The organism is Poseidonocella sp. HB161398 (assembly GCF_005870025.1).
GTDB lineage: Bacteria > Pseudomonadota > Alphaproteobacteria > Rhodobacterales > Rhodobacteraceae > Mangrovicoccus.
On sequence record NZ_VATA01000093.1, the window covers coordinates 1 to 18725 of the forward strand.

The window sequence follows — 18725 nt, forward strand, 5'->3', positions numbered from 1 at the left end:
AGTTCGCGGCAAAGAAGGGGCTGGCAATGCGCGCCGCGTAGGCCCAAGATCCAACTTGCGGACTCTCCGCTAATTCGGAGGATTGTCGGGGCTCAGGTCAGTCCCGGGACAGGAACTCTCGGTTGTCCTGCCACTGCGCCTCGTCCAGACCGGCATGCTTGCGGAAGCCGTCCGTGATCCAAGCGTCGAAGTTGACGTTCGCGCCCATGCTTTCGTCGCCCTATTGGGCAATGGCGTCTTCGATGAACTCAAGGTCTTCCGTCAGGGCGGGGATCATGCGCAGGTGCAGACCCTTATTGTTCAGCCGTTCCTCGAACTGGGCCTGAACGGACCTGAACTAGTCTCGCACCATGCGGCGCATTTCGTCATGCCTCAGCTTCGCCAACCGTTCGTCGCCCCGGATCAGCCGCCCGTGGCTCGCAAGATACCGGGCGAGGTCGCCAGCAGCATGAGGACAGCGAGTGCCTAAAGATATCCGAACGGTGCCGCGCTGCCGGCCGTCGATGCGCGGCAGGGCCAGCGGAAGCGGAAAATCCCATGGCTGGACTGCGACAGGTATGAAGCGAGCTTCACGCGTGTGCTCCACTCTGTGCCGCACCTGCATGCCCTAAGCTCCAAGTCATTGATTTTAGGGTATATGGCGGAGAGACAGGGATTCGAACCCTGGAGACGGTTACCCGCCTACACACTTTCCAGGCGTGCGCCTTCGACCACTCGGCCACCTCTCCGTGGAGCGCCTCTTAGCCCGGGCGCGAAGGGGAGCGCAAGAGGCCGTGACGAAGAAAAATCAACTTCACCGCAAAAAAGAAAGCGGCCCAGGCTGAGCCCGGGCCGCGACCTCCGACAGGCGGGAAAATTGGGGATGACCCCGCCCATTCCGGAAAGAGCATGCCGGGACCACTCGCGGCTGCTCCGTTCTGTCCCGGTGCCTGGCCGCAGGAATTTCGGCCGACCCCGGCGTTCCCTGGCAAAAAGCCACCAGCAAGCGGGAACCTTTAAACTTTGACCATTTACGAAGGTAAAAGACAGTAGGGATTTCCTGACCGCTACGGAAGGCTCCGAGCGCCATGCGGTCATTTTCCGGTCACGAACCGGGCAGTTATGCCTCGATGACGAAGATCTGGTTCTGGAAGGAGGCCTTGAGCACCGCCTGCGCCGTGGTCTCGACATCAAGCGCCTCGCGCGCCAGGCGCAGGTGCTTCTCGATCGTCGCGGCCGTCAGCCCCATGATCGTCGCGATGTCCTGCGTCGTCTTGCCGTCGCCCACCCATTCCAGCGTCTCGCGCTGGCGCTTGGTCAGGCTGCGCTTGGTATGGGTGAAGGGCAGGTCGATGATCTTGAGATGGGCGACATTGTTCATCAGCACGATCTCGCGGCCATGCTCGGCCCACATCGCGTCGAGCTCGGCCTGGCTGGTGCCGCGCTTGCCGGTCAGCGCGATCGCCCCCTTGGAGCGGCGCGAGGAATTGTTGAAGCTGACCGAATAGCCCGCGGTGACGCCTTGCGAGCGGTTGAACTCGACCACTTTCAGCTCCGACGGCGTCATCCCGTCGATCGCCTCGGCGATCCAGCCCCAGCTGCAGGCGCCGACATTCTCCGAGGCCCATTTCACCATCGGCGCGTGGAAGTACATGCCCTCGCCGATGAAGCGGTCGGTATAGGCCGCCTCGTGGTTGGTCAGGATCAGCAGATCCTCCGGCGCGCCGAAGGAATTGGCGGTGCGGAACCGGGTGAAGCCGTAGATCAGCCGGTCGAAGCCGTATTCCGCCATCGCATCCACATGGATCTGCCAGACCTGCTCCATGCTCTGGGCGCCGGTGACGGATTCTATGTAGTCGAGTATGTCCATCTTATTGCTTGCTCCTCAAATGTTGGGCGAGGGCCCGCAGCGCCAGCGGGTAGCCGGCCGGGCCGAAGCCGCAGATCTGGCCGAGCGCGACGCGGCCGATATAGGTCTTGTGGCGGAATTCCTCGCGGGCATGGATGTTCGAGACATGCAGCTCGACCACCGGCAGCTCGACCGAGGCGATGGCATCCATCAGCGCCAGCGAAGTGTGGGTATAGGCGCCGGCATTCAGGACGATCCCGTCGATCGTGCCCTTGGCGGCGTGGATATGGTCGATCAGCACGCCCTCGTGGTTCGACTGCGCGCAGGTGATCTCGGCGTCGAGCTCGCCCTCGAGCGCCTTGCACATCGCCTCGACCTCGGCGAGCGTCGTCGAGCCGTAGACCTCGGGCTGGCGGGTGCCGAGCAGGTTGAGGTTCGGGCCGTTGAGGACGAGAAGGCGAAGCATGGACATGGTCTCCAGTAGGGGCGCCCGCGGCGTGGCCGGGGCTGCAAATCGCGGCATGACTACGCCGAAACCGCGATTGACGCCAGAGAAAGACGGTCAGCCGGGCCCGGCTGCGGCGGCAAGGACCTCGACCTCGACGACGAATTCCGGCCGGGTGAAGCCCGAGACGATGACCAGCGTCGAGGCGGGCAGGCGGCCGGTTCCGGCCAGCCAGGCATCGCGGGCGGCCATGTAGCCCGGCATGTGCTCGCGCCCGGTGACGAAGGCGTTGATGCGGATCGCGTCGCCCGGGCCCATGCCGGCCTCGGCGAGGATCGCGGTGACATTGGCAAAGCAGATCCGCGCCTGCGCCTCGGCGCCCTCGGGGATGCTGCCATCGGCGGCCAGGCCGAGCTGTCCCGAGGTCGCGGCCAGGCGCGCGCCGGGGGGCACCTCCACGCCATGGGCGTAGCGGGCGAAGGGCGGGGCGATGCTGGGCGGCGTGAGGACTCGCATGCGCAGTTGCTGGCGCGGCGGGGGCCGCTTTGCAAGCGCGCGTGACCGGTCTGTTGGCATTTGACTATACTTTAAGCAGATTTTCCCGCCTGCCGCCACGGGAGCAGCGCCAGGAGGCGGATTTCCGCACGGCGCTCTTCCGCCGCGGCCGGGCTCGGGCAAGGTACGGCAGAAAAGAGGCACTATCGGACCACGGGGAGATCCGGAAACATGAGCAAGACATTCCTGACCGGCTGCGCCGTCCTGGCGATCCTGGCCACCGGCGCCCAGGCGCAGGAGCTGACCAAGGTGAGCTTCGGCACCAACTGGGTCGCGCAGGCCGAACATGGCGGCTACTACCAGGCCGTGGCCGACGGCACCTATGCGGATTGCGGGATCGACGTGACCATCGTTCCGGGCGGCCCGCAGGTGAATGGCCGCGCCATGCTGATGGCCGGCAAGCTCGATTTCTACATGGGCGGCAATATGCTGCTGGCCTTCAACGCGGTGAAGGAGGGCATCCCGCTGGTCGTCGTCGCGGCGCATTTCCAGAAGGACCCGCAGGTGCTGATGACCCATCCGGGCAAGGTCTCGAGCTTCGAGGAGATCAAGGACCTCGACAAGATGATCATCGGCGACAACGGCTTCCAGTCCTACTACCAGATGCTGGCGACCGAATACGGCTTCGACCCGGGCAAGCGCGTGCCCTACACCTTCAACGCCGCGCCCTTCATCGCCGACGAGAATTCCGCGCAGCAGGGCTACATCACCTCCGAACCCTATGCGGTCGAGAAGGAGGGCGGCTTCGTCCCCGATATCTGGCTGCTGGCCGATTACGGCTTCACCACCTACGCGACCACGGTGGAGACCATGCGCCCGACCATCGAGGCATCCCCCGAGATGGTGAAATGCTTCGTCGAGGGGTCCTCGATCGGCTGGGCGAACTTCCTCTACGGCGACAATGCCGCCGCGATCGAGGCGATCAAGGCCGACAATCCCGACATGACCGACGAGCAGATCGCCTTCTCGATCGACAAGCTGAAGGAATACGGGATCGTCGATTCCGGCGATGCCGAAGAGCTGGGGATCGGCGCGATGACGGACGCGCACAATCTGGGCTTCTACGAGAAGATGGTCGCCTCGGGCGTGATCGAGGACGGGATCGACATCGCCTCGTCCTACACGACCGAGTTCTCCAATACCGGCGCGGCGCTGCCGGTCGTGGCGGAGCTGAAGGGAAAGTGACCGCTCTGGCTGCCAGCCGCGCTTCCGCTGATGCGGGCGCGCGGCCGCCGCTCCTGTCGGTGTCCCATGTGGACAAGGTCTTCGGCCGCGACGTGGTCGCGCTCAGCGACATGAACCTCGAGGTCGGGCAGGGCGATTTCATCTCCCTGCTCGGGCCGTCGGGCTGCGGCAAGTCGACGGCGCTGCGGCTGATCGCGGGGCTGTCGCATCCCAGCAGCGGGACGATCCGCTGGGCGCAGGAGCGCAAGGACGGCGACCTTTCGGTCGTGCTGCAGGAACCGACGCTGATGCCCTGGGCGACCGTGGCGCAGAATGTCTTCCTGCCGTTCCGGCTGCAGGGACGGCGCTACCGCGCGGTGCGCGACGAGATCCTCGAGGCGCTGAAGCTGGTCGGGCTGGAGAAGTTCCAGAATGCCTATCCGCGCGAGCTGTCGGGGGGCATGAAGATGCGCGTCTCGATCGCCCGGGCGCTGGTGACGCGGCCGCGGCTGATGCTGATGGACGAGCCTTTCGCCGCGCTCGACGAGATCACCCGCTTCAAGCTCAACAACGACATCCTGGCGATGCGCGAGAAGATCGGCTGCACGGTGATTTTCGTCACCCATTCGGTCTTCGAGTCGGTCTTCCTGTCGGACCGCATCGTCATCATGGCGGCGCGGCCCGGGCGGGTGATCCGCGAGCTGGCCGTGGCCGAGCCCTATCCGCGCAGCGAGGCGTTCCGCACCTCGCCCGACTATGCCGCGCAGTGCCGTGCGGCCTCCGAGGCGCTGAAGGAGGCGATGGGGGCCCATGACGATCACTGAGGATACCCGGTTGCAGGATGCAACCACCCCTGCCGCGCTCCCGGCCGATGCCGAGGAGCTGGCGCGGATGCGCCGCCGCCGCGCCGAGAAGATCGGCCAGTGGCTGTTGCCGACGCTGGTCGTGCTGCTCAGCCTTGTCGCCTGGGACCGGATCGTGGTGATCAACGAGATCCCGCATTACATCCTGCCGCGTCCCGGTCTGGTGGCGAAGACGCTGGTCGAGGATTGGCCGATCCTCTTCGACTCGCTCCTGGTCACGCTGCAGATCACCATGGGGGCGCTGGCCATCGCGGTGCTGGGGGGCGTCGGGCTCGCCGTGCTCTTCACCCAGTCGCGCTGGATCGAGATGAGCTTCTTCCCCTATGCGGTGATCCTTCAGGTGACGCCGATCGTCTCGGTGGCGCCGCTGATCTTCATCTATGTCGACAGCAAGATCGCCGGGCTCCTGATCTGCGCCTGGATCGTCGCCTTCTTCCCGATCCTGTCGAACACCACGCTGGGGCTACGCTCGGCCGACCACAACCTGCGCGACCTCTTCAATGTGTACGGCGCCACCCGCTGGCAGCGGCTGCGCTTCCTGCAGCTGCCCTCGGCCTTGCCCTATTTCCTCGGCGGGCTGCGCATCGCCGGGGGGCTGTCGCTGATCGGCGCGGTCGTCGCGGAATACGTCGCCGGCACGGGGGGCATCGGCTCGGGCCTCGCCTTCCGCATCCTCGAGGCAGGCTACCGGCTGAACATCCCGCGGATGTTCGCGGCGCTCCTGCTGATCGCCCTGACGGGCATCGTCATCTTCGCTTCGCTCTCCTTCCTCAGCCACATGCTGCTGAGAAAATGGCACGAGAGCGCGATCAAGAGAGAAACATGAACGCCTTCAAGACATTGCCGGACGGTCCGCTGACACTGCGCGACGTGACCGTGCCCGGTTGCATTCTGCAACTGCCCCAGGATCTGGTCCGGACCGACCTGCATATCGCCGATGGGCGCCTGAGCGAGACCCCCGGACAGGTGGTGGACATGGCCGGCGCCATGGTCTTCCCCTGCTTCATCGACATGCACACGCATCTCGACAAGGGCCATATCTGGCCACGCAGCCCGAACCCCGACGGCACCTTCATGGGCGCCCTGACCACCGTCGGGCGCGACCGCGTCGCGCGCTGGAGCGCCGAAGATGTCCGCCGCCGCATGGAGTTCTCGCTGCGCTGCGCCTATGCCCATGGCACGCGGGCGATCCGCACCCATCTCGACAGCCTCGCGCCGCAGGACGAGATCAGCTGGCCGGTCTTCGCCGAGATGCGCGAGGCCTGGAAGGGACGGATCGAGCTGCAGGCGGCGAACCTGGTGGCTGTCGACACCGCCGATCTGGAGGGCCGTTTCCTCCGCACGCTGGAGCTCGTCGCCGCGGCGGGCGGTGTCCTCGGCATGGTGACCTTTCCCTGCGCGCATCTGGAACCGCAGCTGCGCACGTTCCTGAAACTAGCCGAAATCAACGGTCTGGACGTCGACTTTCATGTGGACGAGACGATGGATCCAGAGGTCGACTCGCTGCGCGCAATCGCCGAGGCGGTGATCGAGACCGGCTTCCCCGGCAAGGTGACGGTCGGCCATTGCTGCTCGCTCTCGACCCAGGAAGAGGCCAAGGCCGCCCGGATCATGGATCTGGTGGCCGAGGCGGGGCTGCATGTGGTCAGCCTGCCGATGTGCAATCTCTATCTGCAGGATCGCGGCTCCGGCACGCCGCGGCGGCGCGGCATCACCCTTGTCCACGAGCTGAAGGCGCGCGGCGTCAATGTCAGCTTCGCCTCCGACAACACCCGCGATCCGTTCTATGCCTATGGCGATCTCGACATGATCGAGGTGATGCGCCAGGCGACCCGGATCGGCCATCTCGACCATAGCGCCACGGACTGGACCGATGCTTTCCTGGCCAACCCGGCCCGTGCTTGCGGGTTGCAACCACCCTCGCTTGCGCCCGGCGCCCCGGCGGATCTGGTGATCTGCAAGGGGCGCGACTGGACGGAGCTGTTCTCCCGCCCGCAATCCGACCGGATCGTGCTGCGCAACGGCCGCGCGATCGACACGACCCTGCCTGACTATTCCGAACTGGACGACCTGATGGAGCCCGCATGACCCCGAATATCGCAGCCGCGAAGGCCGCGCTGTCGCATCTGGAGACCGAGACGCGCGAGGCCACGATCCGCTCGATGAGCCGGGATTTCTTCTGGTACTCGCCGGTGCTGAAAACCCGGCTGGACCATGTCGTTGCGGATTTCGTAGTCTACCCGAAGTCCGAGGCGGAAGTCCTTGAAATCCTTTCAACCTGTTATCGGCACGACTGTCCGGTGACGACCCGTGGTGCGGGCACCGGGAATTACGGCCAGGCGATGCCCCTGGCCGGCGGCTGCGTCATGTCGCTGAAGCATCTCAACCGCGTCAAGGAGGTCCTGCCGGGACGCGTGATCGCCGAGCCGGGCTGCCTGCTGAAGGACCTCGATGCGGCCTGCAAAGCGGCCACGGGGCAGGAGCTGCGCATGTTCTCCTCGACCTGGGCTACCGCGACGATTGGTGGATTCATCGCCGGCGGGTCCGGTGGCGTGGGCTCCTGCACCTGGGGAGCGCTGCGCGATCTGGGCAATATCATCCGGTTGCGAGTTGCAACCATGGAGGCGGAACCGCGGATCCTGGAGTTTCGTGGCGAGGAGCTGGCCCGTGTCAGCCATGCCTATGGGACGAACGGCATCATCACCGAGCTGGAGATGCCTCTGGCTCCGGCCTATGACTGGGTCGACATCTTCGTCGCCACGGACAGCTTTCCCGAAGCGGCGGCCTTCGCCAACGACCTGGCCAATGAGGACGGGATCCTCATCAAGCTGGCCAGCGTCTACGAAGCGCCGATCGCGCATGACTATTTCCAGCGGGTGAAGCCTCATGTGACGCCGGAGACGCATCTGGTCGGGCTGATGGTGACGCCGCATGCGATGGACGCCTTCCTGACTTTCCTCGGTCGCCGGCCGGGGGCGACGCTGATCTACCGCTCGGACGCCTCCGACTGGGACCGCACGCCGGGGCCGGTCTTCGAATATGGCTGGAACCACACGACGCTGCGCGCGCTGAAGGTCGATCCGTCGATCACCTATCTGCAGATCCGCTATGGCGCGCCGAACCATCTGGAGAAGGTGGAGGCCATGCGCGCCGCTTTCCCGAAAGGCGAGGTGATGCAGCATCTGGAGGTCATGCGCGAAAACGGAAAGTCAATCTTTGCAGGACTTTCCATGGTAAAATTCGCGTCAGAGGAGCGGCTGGACGAAATCATCCGCATCCATGAAGAGGCGGGCTGCCTTATCTTCAATCCGCATCGCTACACGCTGGAAGAAGGCGGTCGGCAGACCGTGGATGACCGCCAGCTGGCTTTCAAGCGCGAAGCGGATCCGAAAGGGCTGCTCAACCCGGGCAAGATGATTTCCTGGGACGTGCCGGACTGGGGCTACGAGCGCATATATTCGTACAAGAATATCCAACCTGTAGAGTAACTTGTAGAGCGTTTTTAAAGTAAGACCATGACGGAGAACCTGACATGAGCCGGGCACTGGTGCTGTTCGCCCATCCCTGTCCCGAGAGCTTTTCCGCCTCGCTGCATGGGCAGGTGCTGGAGAGTCTCGGCAAGGGCGGCTGGGAGGTCGACGACTGCGACCTGAACGCCGAGGGGTTCAGCCCGGTCCTGACCGAGGCGGAACGCCGGACCTATCACGAGACGGAGAGCGACCGCAGCGCCGTTCAGCCCTATATCGATCGCCTGATGGCGGCCGAGGCGCTGGTCCTGGTCTTCCCGGTCTGGAATTTCGGCTATCCGGCGATCCTGAAGGGTTTCCTCGACCGGGTGTTCCTGCCGGGCGTGTCCTTCCGGCTGGAGAACGGCAAGGTGAAGCCGAACCTCACCCATATCCGCCGCCTTGCCGCCGTGACCACCTATGGCGGCACGCGCTGGCGGGCGATCGGCGCGGGCGACCCGCCGCGCAAATGCGTGACGCGCGCCGTCTGGCATGTGACGCGCCCCGAGAAGATGCGCTACCTGGCGCTTTACGACATGAATCGCGCCGATGACGCGAAACGCGGTCAGTTCCTCCAGAGGGTGGGCCGGGAAATGGAGACCCTCTGAATGCGTGCCCTGGTCGTCTATTGCCACCCGAAACCGGACAGTTTCACCGCCGGGATCCTGGAGCTCGTGCTGGAAAAGCTCGCGGCGGCCGGGGCGGAGGTGCGGATGAGCGATCTCTATGCCGAGGCGTTCCATCCGGTGCTCTCGGCGGGCGAACTCGACGCCTATCTGGACTGTCCCGGCAATGTCGGTCCGGTGGCGGAGGAGGTGGAGAAGGTGCGCTGGTGCGACACGCTGATCTTCGTCTATCCGACCTGGTGGTACGGGCTGCCGGCCATGCTGAAGGGCTGGCTCGACCGGGTGCTGCTGCCCGATGTCGCCTTCCTGATGCCCGACCGGCAGAATTCGACGATCCGGCCCGGGCTGACCCATATCACGCGGCTCGGCGTCTTCACCACCTGCGGGGCGAGCTGGCGGCTGACGCGCTTCGTCGGCGCGCCGGGGCGGCGGACATTGCTGCGGGGGGTGCGGATCCTCTGCGCCAGGCGCTGCAAGACGGCCTTCGCCGCGCATTACCTGATGGACAGCTCCACCGGGACCAGCCGGGAGGCGCATCTGGCCCGGGTGGCCGGCAAGCTGGACAAGCTGCTGGGGATTAAGGGCGAGCGCGCGCAAAGCTCGGCGGTTTCTGTTTGAAACCGCCCTGCGAGAGGCAGGTTGCAACCTGCAACCTCCGTTCTGCAAAGCACCGGGGCAATCCCGAAAGGAGACAGACATGAGACGGCTGGACTGGGCGGAGTACCGCTTTGCGGAATTCCGCGAGGCCGATCCCGAGACCGCGATCGCGATCCTGCCCACGGCGGCGATCGAGCAGCACGGGCCGCATCTGCCGGTGGGCACTGACATGATGATCGCGGAGGGCATGCTGGCGCGGCTGCGCGCCGCCTGTCCCGCGGATCTGGATATCCGCATCCTGCCGGTGCAGGCGGTGGGCAAGTCGAACGAGCATCTGCACGCGACCGGCACGCTGACGCTGAGCGCCGAGACCGCGCTGCGGGCCTGGACGGAGATCGGGCTGTCCGTGGCGCGGGCGGGGATCCGCAAGATCGTCATCGCCAATTCCCATGGCGGCAATCTCGACCTGGTCTCGATCCTGTCGCGCGAGCTGCGCGTGCGGGCGGCGATGCTGGCGGTGAAGACGCAATGGATGAGCTTCGGCCATCCCGAGGGGATGTTCACCGAAACCGAGCGGCGCTTCGGCATCCATGGCGGCGATGTCGAGACCTCGCTGATGCTGGCGTTCCGGCCGCAGACTGTCGATATGGGCGCGGCGCGCAATTTCCGCTCGAGTGCGGAAGGAACGGCGATCCCGCCGATCGGGCCGACCTCCTATGGCTGGGTGGCGACCGATCTGAACCCCGAGGGCACGGTCGGCGATGCCAGCCTTGCGACGGCGGAGAAGGGCGCGGCGATGGCCGACCACGCGGTGGCGGGCTTCATCGAGCTCCTGCGCCATGTGCGCGACACGCCGCTGCCGCCGCAAGTGCAGGTCGCGGGGCCGGGCATCTAGGCCCGAAGGCCCTGACCGGAAACGGAAAAGGGCCGCCATGGGCGGCCCTGTCCGATCCAGCGCGATGGCGCTGCGTTCAGAACGGGATCTCGTCGTCGAGATCGCGCCCGCCGCCGCCACCGCCGCCGAAGCCGCCGCCCGAGGAGGACCCGCCCGAGCCGCCGCCATAACCGCCGCCGCCGGAGGAGGACCCGCCGCCGCCGAAGCTGCCGCCACCGCCCGAGCCGCCGCCATAGCCGCCCTCGTCGTAGCCGCCGCCATAGCCGCCGCCGCCACCGCCCGAGCCGCCTTCGCCGCGGCCGTCAAGCAGGGTCAGCTCGCCGCGGAACGGGCGCAGCACGACCTCGGTCGAATAGCGGTCCTGGCCGGACTGGTCCTGCCATTTGCGGGTCTCGAGCTGGCCTTCGAGATAGACCTTCGACCCTTTGCGCAGATACTGCTCGGCGATCTTGGCGAGCGGCTCGGAGAAAATGGCCACCGAATGCCATTCCGTGCGCTCGCGGTTCTCGCCGGTATTGCGGTCGCGCCAGCGCTCGGAAGTCGCAATCCGCAGGTTGCAGACCTTGCCGCCATTCTGGAAGGTCCGCACCTCCGGGTCGCGACCCAGATTGCCGACCAGAATGACCTTGTTCACAGACCCCGCCATGGGTTCTCCCTTCCTCGTCTTGGCTGCGGCGATCTTGTTACAAGAGCCTGCGCAGCGCCACAAGCCGCGAGCGGAAACTTGCGCGAAGTTCCGGCGCCCCGCCGCGCAGGTTCCCCCAATTTTCTGGCTTTTGAGCAAAAGTGACCTTATAGTGCGGCCAAGAAAAACGGCAGGGGTGTTGTGTATGCAGGCAGGATTGCGGGCGAGCGCGGCTGCAGCGCTCGTGGCAGGTATTGTCATTGTCTTCGGCGGCAGCGTCCAGGCGCAGTCCGTCTCTTCGGACCGGACGCAACTGTTCCGGCAGCAGACCAGTTTCCTCGACAAGCGCGGGGCGACCCAATACGCCTATTCCGAGCGGCTGATGCCGCCTTCGACCTGGGACGGCACGCTCTCGCTGCCGCCTGCGCGCGGCGGGAACGCGAAATACCGCAAGATCTACATGCCCTTGGCCTCCGATGCGGCGCGGCGGCACGGGATCCCCGAAAGCCTCTTCACCCGGCTGGTGCAGCAGGAGAGCGGCTGGAATCCCAATGTCGTGTCGCACAAGGGCGCGATCGGCCTGGCGCAGCTGATGCCCGGCACGGCGCGGCTGATGGGGGTCGATCCGACCGATCCGCAGCAGAACCTGGAGGGCGGGGCGCGCTACCTGCGCCAGCAGTACAACCGCTTCGGCTCCTGGCGCCTGGCGCTGGCGGCCTACAATGCGGGTCCCGAAGCCGTGAGTCGCCATAACGGCGTTCCGCCCTATAGCGAGACCCAGAAATACGTGAAGGCGATCCTGGCCGGGCTCGGCTAGGGCGCCCTCCGGCGGACCGGCGCGGCGCCGGTCCTGCCGCGGATTGCAGCGCCGGCGCGCCTTCGGGTCCTGCGCAGGGCAGAGCCTGCAGCCTTCCGCGAAAATACTGTCTTGGACTTCAGTCGGCTTGACAGGGTGCAGAGCCGCGGCGACGCTAGGAGAAGGAGCATCGCCAGCGCCTCATGCGCAGCAGTCAGGGAGGACCGAATGCAAGTCGGACAGATTCTCAAGTCCAAGGCCCTGGAGGGCATCATCACCGTGACGCCGGACCAGACCGTCGGTTCGGTGGCAGAGCTGCTTTCGGCGAAGAAGATCGGGGCGGTGATCGTCTCGGCCGACGGGCGCAGCGTCGACGGCATCCTGTCAGAGCGCGACATCGTGCGCGAGCTCGGCCGCCGCGGCGCCGTCTGCCTGGAGGACCGGGCGCAGCAGATCATGACGCCGAACCCGGTCAGCTGCGGCATCGGCGAGAACAGCGACGAGATCTTCGGCAAGATGACCGAGGGCCGCTTCCGTCACATGCCGGTCGTGGATGGCGACGAGATGGTCGGGCTGATCTCGATCGGCGACGTGGTCAAGGCGCGGCTCTCCGAGCTTGCGATGGAGAAGACCGCGCTTGAAGGGATGATCATGGGCTTCTGATCCGGGACGCCCGGGCGCGGCTCAGCCCCGGCCCGGCGCCTTGACGAGGACGAAGACCCAGAGCGCGAAGAGACCGGCCGAGATGATGGCGTTGTAATTCGCCATGGTCAGGCCGAAGAGCTCCCAGGCGATCTCGTCGCAGCGCACCAGCGGCGCGGCCATGATCTGCTCCATCAGCTGGTCCGGGCTGAGATTGCCGATCGGCCCGGAGGTGCAGGTATCGGGCCCCTGCCACCAGCCGCGCTCCACCCCGGAATGGAAGAGGCCAAGCCCGGTGCTGACCGCCATGGCGGCGGCACCGAGCAGGGCGGCCGGGCGCAGCCGACCGAGGATCAGCGCGGCCAGCGCCAGCAGCGCGGCAATGGCATGCGGCCAGCGCTGCCAGAGGCACATCGGGCAGGGGCTGATCCCGCCGATATGCTGGAAGGCGAAGGCGCCGAGCAGCAGCGCGAGGGATCCGGCACCGGCAGCCAGGGCGGCGAGGCGGGGAAGGGAATGCGTCATCAGGTCGTCCAGCTGGTCTTCACAGGTACTTCACTAGGGCGAAACCGCCCAGGAGGAGAACGCAAAAGATGGTGAACATCAGCCCCAGCCGCTTTTCGATGAAATCGCGGATCGGCGGGCCGAATTTCCAAAGGAGCGCGGCCACCAGGAAGAAGCGCAGGCCGCGCGCGATCACCGCCGAGGCGAAGAAGACTGGCAGCGACAGGCCGGTTGCGCCCGAGGTGATGGTGATGACCTTGAACGGGAAGGGCGTGACCCCGGCGATCAGCACCGCCCAGGCACCCCAGTCGTTGTAGCGCGCCTTGAAGGCGTCGAAATACTCGAGCTTGCCGTAGAATTCGAGCACCGGGCGGCCGACCGTCTCGAAGAGCCCGAAGCCGATATAGTAGCCGAAGAGCCCGCCCAGAACCGAGGCGAGGGTGCAGACGCCCGCGATCCGCCAGGCGCGCTGCGGCGCGGCGATGATCATCGGGATCATGAGGATGTCGGGCGGGATCGGGAAGACCGAGCTTTCGGCGAAGGAGACTGCGGCCAGCGCCCAGAGCGCGTAGCGGGTTTCAGCCAGTCCCAGGGTCCAGTCATAGAGCTTGCGGATCATACTCGGCACCATACGCGATGATCTCCGTCATGCCCGGCTGCGGCCCCGGGGTCAATCGCCGGGGTTGCGCGCCGCTGTCGCAGAGCGGGCGCGCGGGGCTGCGCAAGCCGGTTGACCTGCCTCTTGCGCCGTCGTAATTCCGGATCTCTGGGCCCGAGTGGCGGAATGGTAGACGCAGGGGATTCAAAATCCCCCTCCGAAAGGAATGTCGGTTCGAGTCCGACCTCGGGTACCAATGTGAAAACAACGGGTTGGCAGATTTCTCTGCTGGCCCGTTTTCGTTTCAAAGTGTGACTCGCAGACGTGACTCACAGGGTCCCGTTTTGTTTTTGTTCCGTTCCTCACGGCTGTTCCCTCCGGAGCTGGGCGTTCCGGCTCATGATCTTCCGGCTCGCGCGGGAGCGGTAGTATGCGACAATCTCGGCGCTCTGGTTCGTGATGGCCTGGATCTCGGCATCGCTGCACCCGGCCTCGGCGAGCTGCACGATTGCCAGCTTGCGGAGTCCGTGGAGGCTGAACGGCGCGGCGCGCTCGCCGAGCGACTTCCGCCACGTCCTGAACTGCTTCTCGACGGCGTCGTAGCCCAGCGGCTCGGTCAGGTTCTTGGCCAGCACGAAGATGCCGCTGCGCGGCGCGGCCGCAAGGTAGTCGGCGAGGCTCGGCGGGCAGAAGACCTCGATCTCGGTGTCGGTCTTTTCGTCTCGGACGACCATCCACTCGCCGGAGAAATCATCCCAGCGGGTCGCGATGGCCGCGCTTGGCCGCTCGCCCTTGCCAAGGATCAGCCTGGCCGCGGTGCGAACGGCCTGGGGGGCGGTGTCCAGTTTGTCGACCATCCAAGCGGGCCATGGCTCGAAGGGCCGCTGCACGCCGTAGAAGTCCCAGCCGCTGGCCGGGTTGGGCCCGAGCGGCCAGCACAGCTTCCGCAGAGCGTAGTTCCACAGAAGCGACACCACCTGAACCAGCTTGTCGGCCTTGCGAGGGGTAGCCGCCATGGAGGCATGGGCGCGCTGCAGGCCGCGCCGGGTCATGGCGCTCACCGCCTTGTCGCCGTTTTTCTCCATGAGCAGATCCATCTCGACGCGGTAGCTCCGTCGCGTGGCGTCGCTGAGCCGCTTCTTTCCGGGCTTCGGGTCTTTCCGCCACGCGATGATCAGTTCCCGCCAGGTGCGCTTCGCCTGCGGCTGCTGTCGCTCGTGCTGGCCGGATTCGACACGCCAATATTCGGCATCAAGGCGCTGTAGATCTTCCTGCCAGTCGAGCCGGATGGACCTGGATTTCTGCTTTCCGTTTTCAGTCCAAGTGACCCGGTGATACGGATCAAGCCCGCCGCGGCGGTTCTTGATCCATGTGAGGTGGCGCTTCCGTGGCATCCTGTCCCGGCGCATGTCAGAACTCGATATCCTGCGACAGCTCCGGCAGCGCGGCAGAGCCCGATATGACAGCTTCTAGCTGCGAGACACTCCAGCGATCCGCGCCCCCGATTCGAGGCATCACCGGTCTGGGCAGTGCCCCGCAATTGACCAGCCGACGAAATTCCGCGCGCGGCATATCCAGCAGCTCGGCCGCGGCCTTCTCTCGGACGGCAAGCGGTTGGGTTCGGGCGGTCATTCCGAGTCCCTCCAGAGCAGCTCGAACGGATAGCCGTCGCTCGTGCATATGCGCGGCAGGTCTTCGGCGGCCTTCGCAGGTTCGACCGGCTGTTTCGCCGGCCGGAGGCGGGCGAGGTGGGCGGTCTCGGTGTGGCGGATCATTGGCTGCGGGCCTTTCTGGCGGGGACGAGCCCGGCGCGGCTCAGGGCCTCGATGTCGCGCAGGATCGTGGTCAGCGGGGTGCCGAGCTGGTCGCGCAGCTCGGTCGGCGTGGTGGCGGGGGCGGCGCGGAGCGCCTCGAGGACGGCCTTGCGGCGGGCCGTGCGCTCGAGGTCGCCGCCGCCGGTCGCGCGGCGCAGCGCGTCCGGGGTCGGGCTCTGGCGCGGGATCCGGCCGCAGCGGCGGTCATGCTCGGCGATCGTGCGGCGCTGCAGGTCCTGGGGCGTCTCGCTGGCCAGCGGGTCCGCGGGGAGGGCCGGGCGGTGCCAGATCGTGGCGCGCTCGAGCTCGGCCAGGAACGCGCGGATCGGTGTCGCTCCGGCCATCACGCCAGGCCCTTCTCGATCGCCAGCCGCTCGCCGATCGCCATGACGGCGAGGCCGCCCTGGCTGCGGCTCTCGATCCGCACCGAGCTGCGGCGCAGCTGGACGGCATCGCGCCGGTCGCCGCTGGTGCTGACCCAGATATGCGTGGCGGTGCTCTTGTGGATCTGGATGTCGATTTCGATCGTGTCGGCCGTCATGCGGCGCTCCTTTCTCTCTCAGTGCCTCATTGCGCGGCCATCGCCTCGGCGACGCCCTCGAAGGTGCGGCTGCGGAATTTCCAGCGGTCGGGCCCCGGCGGGGCGCGGTGGATGGCGGACCAGCGCTTGTGCTCGGCGGTGCCGGGCTTCGGCGGCGCCAGCCGGTTCGACGCGGCGAGCGGCGGCAGGCCGCGGAGATAGAGGCCGGTCGCCTTGAAGGCCTCCTCGCCGAACCACCAGGGCTGGACGATCTGCGGCTTCGGCACGCCGGCTGGCAGGCGCTCGCGGGCATAGCGGTGCATCACCGGGTTCTCGAGGCAGGCGCGCGGCACCGGCGCGTTCCAGAGATCGGCGAAGAGCTGCACGCCGTCCTCGAGCGCGGCCCACATCTCGGCCAGGCTGCGGCCGCGCGGCGGGCGGTGCAGCCAGCGGACGCCGGAATTGCAGAGCCTTGCGCAGGGCGGATGCGCGACCATCAGCAGGTCCCAGCCCAGATGCAGCACCTCGCGCGCGTCGCAGCGGAAATGGGTGTTGGCGCCGTTCTCGGCCGGGAGCAGGTCGCAGGACCAGGCGTCATGCCCGTGCCGGGCGAAGGCGCGGCGGACGACGCCCGAGGTCTCGCAGGCGATCAGCACGCGCATCAGGCCGCCCTCAAGACGGCGGCCAGCCACAGGATCAGGACAAGCAGGATCGGCCCGCGGAAGGCGAGGGAAGCGAGGGGCATGATTTTCTCCGAGGGTGGGGCTGTCGCGCCCCGGGCAGGGAGGAGGAGGGCCCGGGGCGCGCGCGCTCCGCCGCGATGCTGGCCGCAGCGGAAGGGGGTCAGCCGGGCTCGCCGGTGGTCATGACGCCGGAGCGCAGCCGGTCGAGCCGGGCCTGTCCGAGCTGGTCGGTGCTGGCGGTGTTGACGACGAGCCAGTCGAGCGAGGCGGCGCGGGTGCGCGCGTCCCGGTGGGCATCGCAGGCGATGGCGAGATGGAAGCGGTAACTGCTCCGGGCCTTCGCGGGATCGTGTCCCCGGATCAGCTCGATTGCGGCGTCGCGGACCAGCTGCGGCGTGTCTGCTCGCAGGGCCCCGCGGGCGTGGTGAAGGGGGCGGGGAATGTCCTTGAAAGAGGGAGGGATGGCTTTCCCTACGGTATTATTTTCCGATAGAACACATTGTGAACACTGATCAATTGATGGCATGGTGACCTCCTTTGATGCGGACACCATATTGCCATGTAAGATGGCCATTCGGCCATTAAATGCCATGAAATATGGCATTACGTTTCTCGAGGGGGGGGGTATGGGCGGCAAGCGGGAAGCTGAAGAACGCGAAATCGACCACCTGCTAGAGATGGCCGAGCGGAGCGGTAAGTCAGTCGGTGAGGTCGTTCAGGAGCTCAGGCGGGAACGCCAGGCTTCAAGTAGCGCTAGTGGAAGGGCTTCATCCCTCCCGCGATAAATAAAGTCGAGGGTAAGTCCATATCGATCCGAGAGCGCGAGTGCAAAGTCAACAGACGGCCTCTGAAGTCCGAGCTCCCAATTCGAGATCTGACTACGTTTTGCTCCTATGCTCTTTGCGTAGGCGTCCTGGTTGAGGCCAGTAAGTGTGCGATGCCAGCGCACGCGTTGTGCTACGTCTGGATAAGGTGCTGTCTCTGCCATATTGGGCAGACTATAATGACATATCATATGGCGTAAGCTTGTATCGGTTGGCTTGACAAATGCCATACTACATGGTAAATCCGAAAAATGTCGAAGAGCTCAGCTCACGAGATCACGGATAAGTTGTGCCAACAGGATCTGTGCCTGCAGCTTGGCGTGAAACCGAGATCAATCCGCATGGCCCGGGAGAACAGAGTCTTTCCCGCTCGTTGGTGGGTCGTAGTTTCAGAGATGTGCGCGGAGGCAGGACTCGAATGCCCTATCGAGGCCTTCAATTGGCAGCTTCCGTCAGGCCGGGAGGCAGAAGAGTGAAGGCGGTTAGGATTGGCAACGAGCGCTTGCATGAAGTCCTTTCTGCTTTCGTTCTTGGAAGGATGTTTGCGACTGCTTCGAACCGGGGCGATGAGGGGATCATCCCGCCATTGTGCTCCGTACGACAGCTAGCGGTTTCGATCGTGTCGCGGCTACCGCAGGACCGCTTTCAGTGCGGCCTTCATCGCCGGTCCGAAGGTCCTGCGCTGGTCGGGCGGGAGCTTCCGGTTGCCGATGGTCAGCGAGATGGCGACCGCCGCGGTGAACCCGGCTGGCGCGAGGAAGAAAAGGCCGAGGCCGACGACCAGCGGCGCGATGCCGGCGACCTTCGAGAACCAGGCTGCGAAGCACAGGGCGCCAATGGCGCCGAGGAGCCATGCCCGGGCGCCGATCGCGACCGACAGCATGCCTGCCGAGCAGAGGATCAGAACCATTGCAGTCAAGAAAACAAGGTAGTCCATCGCCGGTTCGTCTCGCCCATTCGAATCTTGCATGGCGATATGCGCATACATCTTGAGGTAGAGTCGACGCTGACGCGAGGTGACCCGTGAGCTGGGATCACGCGCCGTTGATCGCCGCCTGTTTCGGCGCCTGCGGCAATCTCTTCGTCCTGCGCCGCCTCTCTGGCTGCCTGCACGAACTGCGGCTGGCGCGGGCGAAGTTGGCGCGGCTGAGGGCATCAAGGCCGCCACCGCCCGGGTCCTGTCCACGACCTGGCAGCGCTGCGTTCGGCATCGGTCTCGAACCGATGGCGACCAATGCCT

The 18725-nt window shown here is 66.0% G+C and carries 27 protein-coding genes and 2 tRNA genes; 13 read left to right on the plus strand and 16 right to left on the minus strand.

All coding sequences use genetic code 11. From position 1 onward, the window contains the following. The first annotated feature begins 154 nt into the window (after positions 1 to 154). Entirely contained in the window at positions 155 to 469 is a 315-nt protein-coding gene (locus FGX59_RS33185; protein WP_138472515.1) for a hypothetical protein, read from the plus strand. A gap of 169 nt (positions 470 to 638) precedes the next feature. Here FGX59_RS33185 and FGX59_RS33190 read toward each other — a convergent pair. The 4 genes from FGX59_RS33190 to FGX59_RS33205 form a co-directional block, all read right to left on the minus strand. Next, positions 639 to 728: transfer RNA gene (locus tag FGX59_RS33190), tRNA-Ser, on the minus strand. A gap of 371 nt (positions 729 to 1099) precedes the next feature. Continuing rightward, the gene (locus FGX59_RS33195; protein ID WP_138472517.1) at positions 1100 to 1849 is read right to left on the minus strand and encodes a LuxR family transcriptional regulator; all 750 of its coding nucleotides are present in this window, start codon (positions 1847 to 1849) and stop codon (positions 1100 to 1102) included. Position 1850: 1 nt separating this feature from the next. Beyond that, complete coding sequence (aroQ, locus tag FGX59_RS33200; RefSeq protein WP_138472519.1) at positions 1851 to 2294, minus strand: type II 3-dehydroquinate dehydratase; 444 nt, start codon at positions 2292 to 2294, stop codon at positions 1851 to 1853. Between the two features lie 96 nt (positions 2295 to 2390). Beyond that, positions 2391 to 2789 carry a RidA family protein gene (locus FGX59_RS33205; protein WP_138472522.1) on the minus strand — a complete coding sequence of 133 codons (399 nt, stop codon included), beginning with the start codon at positions 2787 to 2789 and terminating at the stop codon, positions 2391 to 2393. 210 nt (positions 2790 to 2999) lie between these two features. Here FGX59_RS33205 and FGX59_RS33210 point away from each other — a divergent pair, with 210 nt between their 5' ends. The 8 genes from FGX59_RS33210 (at position 3000) to FGX59_RS33245 (ending at position 10479) form a co-directional block, all read left to right on the plus strand. Next, a complete protein-coding gene (locus tag FGX59_RS33210; protein WP_138472524.1) occupies positions 3000 to 4013 on the plus strand; it encodes an ABC transporter substrate-binding protein in 1014 nt (337 codons plus the stop codon). After that, positions 4010 to 4816, plus strand: a complete 807-nt coding sequence (locus FGX59_RS33215) for an ABC transporter ATP-binding protein (protein WP_240722832.1) — start codon at positions 4010 to 4012, stop codon at positions 4814 to 4816. Before FGX59_RS33210 ends, FGX59_RS33215 begins: the two co-directional genes overlap by 4 nt. Further along, the gene (locus FGX59_RS33220; RefSeq protein WP_138472525.1) at positions 4803 to 5681 is read left to right on the plus strand and encodes an ABC transporter permease; all 879 of its coding nucleotides are present in this window, start codon (positions 4803 to 4805) and stop codon (positions 5679 to 5681) included. Before FGX59_RS33215 ends, FGX59_RS33220 begins: the two co-directional genes overlap by 14 nt. Further along, positions 5678 to 6943 (plus strand): cytosine deaminase, encoded by a 1266-nt coding sequence (locus FGX59_RS33225; RefSeq protein ID WP_138472527.1) that lies wholly within the window; start codon positions 5678 to 5680, stop codon positions 6941 to 6943. The genes FGX59_RS33220 and FGX59_RS33225 overlap by 4 nt, the downstream gene beginning before the upstream one ends. Before the next feature lie 74 nt (positions 6944 to 7017). Then, positions 7018 to 8343 carry an FAD-binding oxidoreductase gene (locus FGX59_RS33230; RefSeq protein WP_240722833.1) on the plus strand — a complete coding sequence of 442 codons (1326 nt, stop codon included), beginning with the start codon at positions 7018 to 7020 and terminating at the stop codon, positions 8341 to 8343. Between the two features lie 44 nt (positions 8344 to 8387). Further along, positions 8388 to 8969, plus strand: coding sequence for an NAD(P)H-dependent oxidoreductase (locus FGX59_RS33235; protein ID WP_138472531.1), 582 nt, complete (start codon positions 8388 to 8390; stop codon positions 8967 to 8969). Then, a complete protein-coding gene (locus FGX59_RS33240) occupies positions 8970 to 9605 on the plus strand; it encodes an NAD(P)H-dependent oxidoreductase (protein WP_138472533.1) in 636 nt (211 codons plus the stop codon). It abuts the gene before it with no gap. Positions 9606 to 9684: 79 nt separating this feature from the next. Continuing rightward, entirely contained in the window at positions 9685 to 10479 is a 795-nt protein-coding gene (locus FGX59_RS33245) for a creatininase family protein (RefSeq protein ID WP_138472535.1), read from the plus strand. 76 nt (positions 10480 to 10555) lie between these two features. On the opposite strand, the gene ssb is transcribed toward FGX59_RS33245, so the two are convergent. Beyond that, on the minus strand, positions 10556 to 11125 hold the full coding sequence (gene ssb, locus FGX59_RS33250) for a single-stranded DNA-binding protein (protein ID WP_138472537.1): 570 nt from the start codon (positions 11123 to 11125) through the stop codon (positions 10556 to 10558). Positions 11126 to 11309: 184 nt separating this feature from the next. Between ssb and FGX59_RS33255 the strand changes: the two genes are divergently transcribed. Next, the gene (locus FGX59_RS33255) at positions 11310 to 11921 is read left to right on the plus strand and encodes a lytic transglycosylase domain-containing protein (RefSeq protein ID WP_138472539.1); all 612 of its coding nucleotides are present in this window, start codon (positions 11310 to 11312) and stop codon (positions 11919 to 11921) included. Positions 11922 to 12128: 207 nt separating this feature from the next. Next, complete coding sequence (locus FGX59_RS33260) at positions 12129 to 12563, plus strand: CBS domain-containing protein (protein WP_138472541.1); 435 nt, start codon at positions 12129 to 12131, stop codon at positions 12561 to 12563. A gap of 21 nt (positions 12564 to 12584) precedes the next feature. On the opposite strand, the gene FGX59_RS33265 is transcribed toward FGX59_RS33260, so the two are convergent. Further along, entirely contained in the window at positions 12585 to 13067 is a 483-nt protein-coding gene (locus FGX59_RS33265) for a disulfide bond formation protein B (protein ID WP_138472544.1), read from the minus strand. A 19-nt stretch (positions 13068 to 13086) separates the two neighbouring features. Further along, the gene (locus tag FGX59_RS33270) at positions 13087 to 13665 is read right to left on the minus strand and encodes a YqaA family protein (RefSeq protein WP_138472562.1); all 579 of its coding nucleotides are present in this window, start codon (positions 13663 to 13665) and stop codon (positions 13087 to 13089) included. A gap of 151 nt (positions 13666 to 13816) precedes the next feature. On the opposite strand from FGX59_RS33270, the gene FGX59_RS33275 reads away from it, so the two are divergent. Beyond that, a tRNA-Leu gene (locus FGX59_RS33275) sits at positions 13817 to 13900 on the plus strand. Positions 13901 to 14006: 106 nt separating this feature from the next. On the opposite strand, the gene FGX59_RS33280 is transcribed toward FGX59_RS33275, so the two are convergent. The 9 genes from FGX59_RS33280 to FGX59_RS33315 form a co-directional block, all read right to left on the minus strand. Further along, entirely contained in the window at positions 14007 to 15053 is a 1047-nt protein-coding gene (locus tag FGX59_RS33280) for a tyrosine-type recombinase/integrase (RefSeq protein ID WP_138472546.1), read from the minus strand. Between the two features lies 1 nt (position 15054). Further along, positions 15055 to 15276 carry an AlpA family transcriptional regulator gene (locus FGX59_RS33285; protein WP_138472547.1) on the minus strand — a complete coding sequence of 74 codons (222 nt, stop codon included), beginning with the start codon at positions 15274 to 15276 and terminating at the stop codon, positions 15055 to 15057. Then, positions 15273 to 15419, minus strand: coding sequence for a hypothetical protein (locus FGX59_RS37890; RefSeq protein ID WP_171060954.1), 147 nt, complete (start codon positions 15417 to 15419; stop codon positions 15273 to 15275). The genes FGX59_RS33285 and FGX59_RS37890 overlap by 4 nt, the downstream gene beginning before the upstream one ends. Continuing rightward, complete coding sequence (locus FGX59_RS33290) at positions 15416 to 15802, minus strand: helix-turn-helix domain-containing protein (RefSeq protein WP_138472549.1); 387 nt, start codon at positions 15800 to 15802, stop codon at positions 15416 to 15418. Before FGX59_RS33290 ends, FGX59_RS37890 begins: the two co-directional genes overlap by 4 nt. Beyond that, on the minus strand, positions 15802 to 15999 hold the full coding sequence (locus FGX59_RS33295) for a hypothetical protein (protein WP_138472550.1): 198 nt from the start codon (positions 15997 to 15999) through the stop codon (positions 15802 to 15804). Before FGX59_RS33295 ends, FGX59_RS33290 begins: the two co-directional genes overlap by 1 nt. 26 nt (positions 16000 to 16025) lie before the next feature. Continuing rightward, the gene (locus tag FGX59_RS33300; RefSeq protein WP_138472552.1) at positions 16026 to 16640 is read right to left on the minus strand and encodes a hypothetical protein; all 615 of its coding nucleotides are present in this window, start codon (positions 16638 to 16640) and stop codon (positions 16026 to 16028) included. Between the two features lie 181 nt (positions 16641 to 16821). Continuing rightward, positions 16822 to 17187: a hypothetical protein gene (locus FGX59_RS33305; RefSeq protein WP_138472554.1), complete on the minus strand. Its 366-nt coding sequence runs from the start codon at positions 17185 to 17187 to the stop codon at positions 16822 to 16824. 189 nt (positions 17188 to 17376) lie between these two features. Then, positions 17377 to 17715, minus strand: coding sequence for a helix-turn-helix transcriptional regulator (locus FGX59_RS39880; RefSeq protein ID WP_138472556.1), 339 nt, complete (start codon positions 17713 to 17715; stop codon positions 17377 to 17379). 398 nt (positions 17716 to 18113) lie between these two features. Beyond that, on the minus strand, positions 18114 to 18473 hold the full coding sequence (locus FGX59_RS33315; protein ID WP_138472558.1) for a hypothetical protein: 360 nt from the start codon (positions 18471 to 18473) through the stop codon (positions 18114 to 18116). A gap of 35 nt (positions 18474 to 18508) precedes the next feature. Here FGX59_RS33315 and FGX59_RS38320 point away from each other — a divergent pair. Further along, positions 18509 to 18725: hypothetical protein (locus FGX59_RS38320; RefSeq protein ID WP_206078504.1), on the plus strand; the 217-nt coding region annotated here is incomplete at its 3' end.

Bases quoted from the DNA above. Each gene is read 5' to 3' on its own strand.
- FGX59_RS33185 (WP_138472515.1), top strand. From the start codon at position 155: ATGCTTGCGGAAGCCGTCCGTGATCCAAGCGTCGAAGTTGACGTTCGC.
- FGX59_RS33195 (WP_138472517.1), bottom strand. From the start codon at position 1,849: ATGGACATACTCGACTACATAGAATCCGTCACCGGCGCCCAGAGCATG.
- aroQ (WP_138472519.1), bottom strand. From the start codon at position 2,294: ATGCTTCGCCTTCTCGTCCTCAACGGCCCGAACCTCAACCTGCTCGGC.
- FGX59_RS33205 (WP_138472522.1), bottom strand. From the start codon at position 2,789: ATGCGAGTCCTCACGCCGCCCAGCATCGCCCCGCCCTTCGCCCGCTAC.
- FGX59_RS33210 (WP_138472524.1), top strand. From the start codon at position 3,000: ATGAGCAAGACATTCCTGACCGGCTGCGCCGTCCTGGCGATCCTGGCC.
- FGX59_RS33220 (WP_138472525.1), top strand. From the start codon at position 4,803: ATGACGATCACTGAGGATACCCGGTTGCAGGATGCAACCACCCCTGCC.
- FGX59_RS33225 (WP_138472527.1), top strand. From the start codon at position 5,678: ATGAACGCCTTCAAGACATTGCCGGACGGTCCGCTGACACTGCGCGAC.
- FGX59_RS33230 (WP_240722833.1), top strand. From the start codon at position 7,018: ATGAGCCGGGATTTCTTCTGGTACTCGCCGGTGCTGAAAACCCGGCTG.
- FGX59_RS33235 (WP_138472531.1), top strand. From the start codon at position 8,388: ATGAGCCGGGCACTGGTGCTGTTCGCCCATCCCTGTCCCGAGAGCTTT.
- FGX59_RS33240 (WP_138472533.1), top strand. From the start codon at position 8,970: ATGCGTGCCCTGGTCGTCTATTGCCACCCGAAACCGGACAGTTTCACC.
- FGX59_RS33245 (WP_138472535.1), top strand. From the start codon at position 9,685: ATGAGACGGCTGGACTGGGCGGAGTACCGCTTTGCGGAATTCCGCGAG.
- ssb (WP_138472537.1), bottom strand. From the start codon at position 11,125: ATGGCGGGGTCTGTGAACAAGGTCATTCTGGTCGGCAATCTGGGTCGC.
- FGX59_RS33255 (WP_138472539.1), top strand. From the start codon at position 11,310: ATGCAGGCAGGATTGCGGGCGAGCGCGGCTGCAGCGCTCGTGGCAGGT.
- FGX59_RS33260 (WP_138472541.1), top strand. From the start codon at position 12,129: ATGCAAGTCGGACAGATTCTCAAGTCCAAGGCCCTGGAGGGCATCATC.
- FGX59_RS33265 (WP_138472544.1), bottom strand. From the start codon at position 13,067: ATGACGCATTCCCTTCCCCGCCTCGCCGCCCTGGCTGCCGGTGCCGGA.
- FGX59_RS33270 (WP_138472562.1), bottom strand. From the start codon at position 13,665: ATGATCCGCAAGCTCTATGACTGGACCCTGGGACTGGCTGAAACCCGC.
- FGX59_RS33280 (WP_138472546.1), bottom strand. From the start codon at position 15,053: ATGCGCCGGGACAGGATGCCACGGAAGCGCCACCTCACATGGATCAAG.
- FGX59_RS33285 (WP_138472547.1), bottom strand. From the start codon at position 15,276: ATGACCGCCCGAACCCAACCGCTTGCCGTCCGAGAGAAGGCCGCGGCC.
- FGX59_RS37890 (WP_171060954.1), bottom strand. From the start codon at position 15,419: ATGATCCGCCACACCGAGACCGCCCACCTCGCCCGCCTCCGGCCGGCG.
- FGX59_RS33290 (WP_138472549.1), bottom strand. From the start codon at position 15,802: ATGGCCGGAGCGACACCGATCCGCGCGTTCCTGGCCGAGCTCGAGCGC.
- FGX59_RS33295 (WP_138472550.1), bottom strand. From the start codon at position 15,999: ATGACGGCCGACACGATCGAAATCGACATCCAGATCCACAAGAGCACC.
- FGX59_RS33300 (WP_138472552.1), bottom strand. From the start codon at position 16,640: ATGCGCGTGCTGATCGCCTGCGAGACCTCGGGCGTCGTCCGCCGCGCC.
- FGX59_RS33305 (WP_138472554.1), bottom strand. From the start codon at position 17,187: ATGCCATCAATTGATCAGTGTTCACAATGTGTTCTATCGGAAAATAAT.
- FGX59_RS39880 (WP_138472556.1), bottom strand. From the start codon at position 17,715: ATGGCATTTGTCAAGCCAACCGATACAAGCTTACGCCATATGATATGT.
- FGX59_RS33315 (WP_138472558.1), bottom strand. From the start codon at position 18,473: ATGTATGCGCATATCGCCATGCAAGATTCGAATGGGCGAGACGAACCG.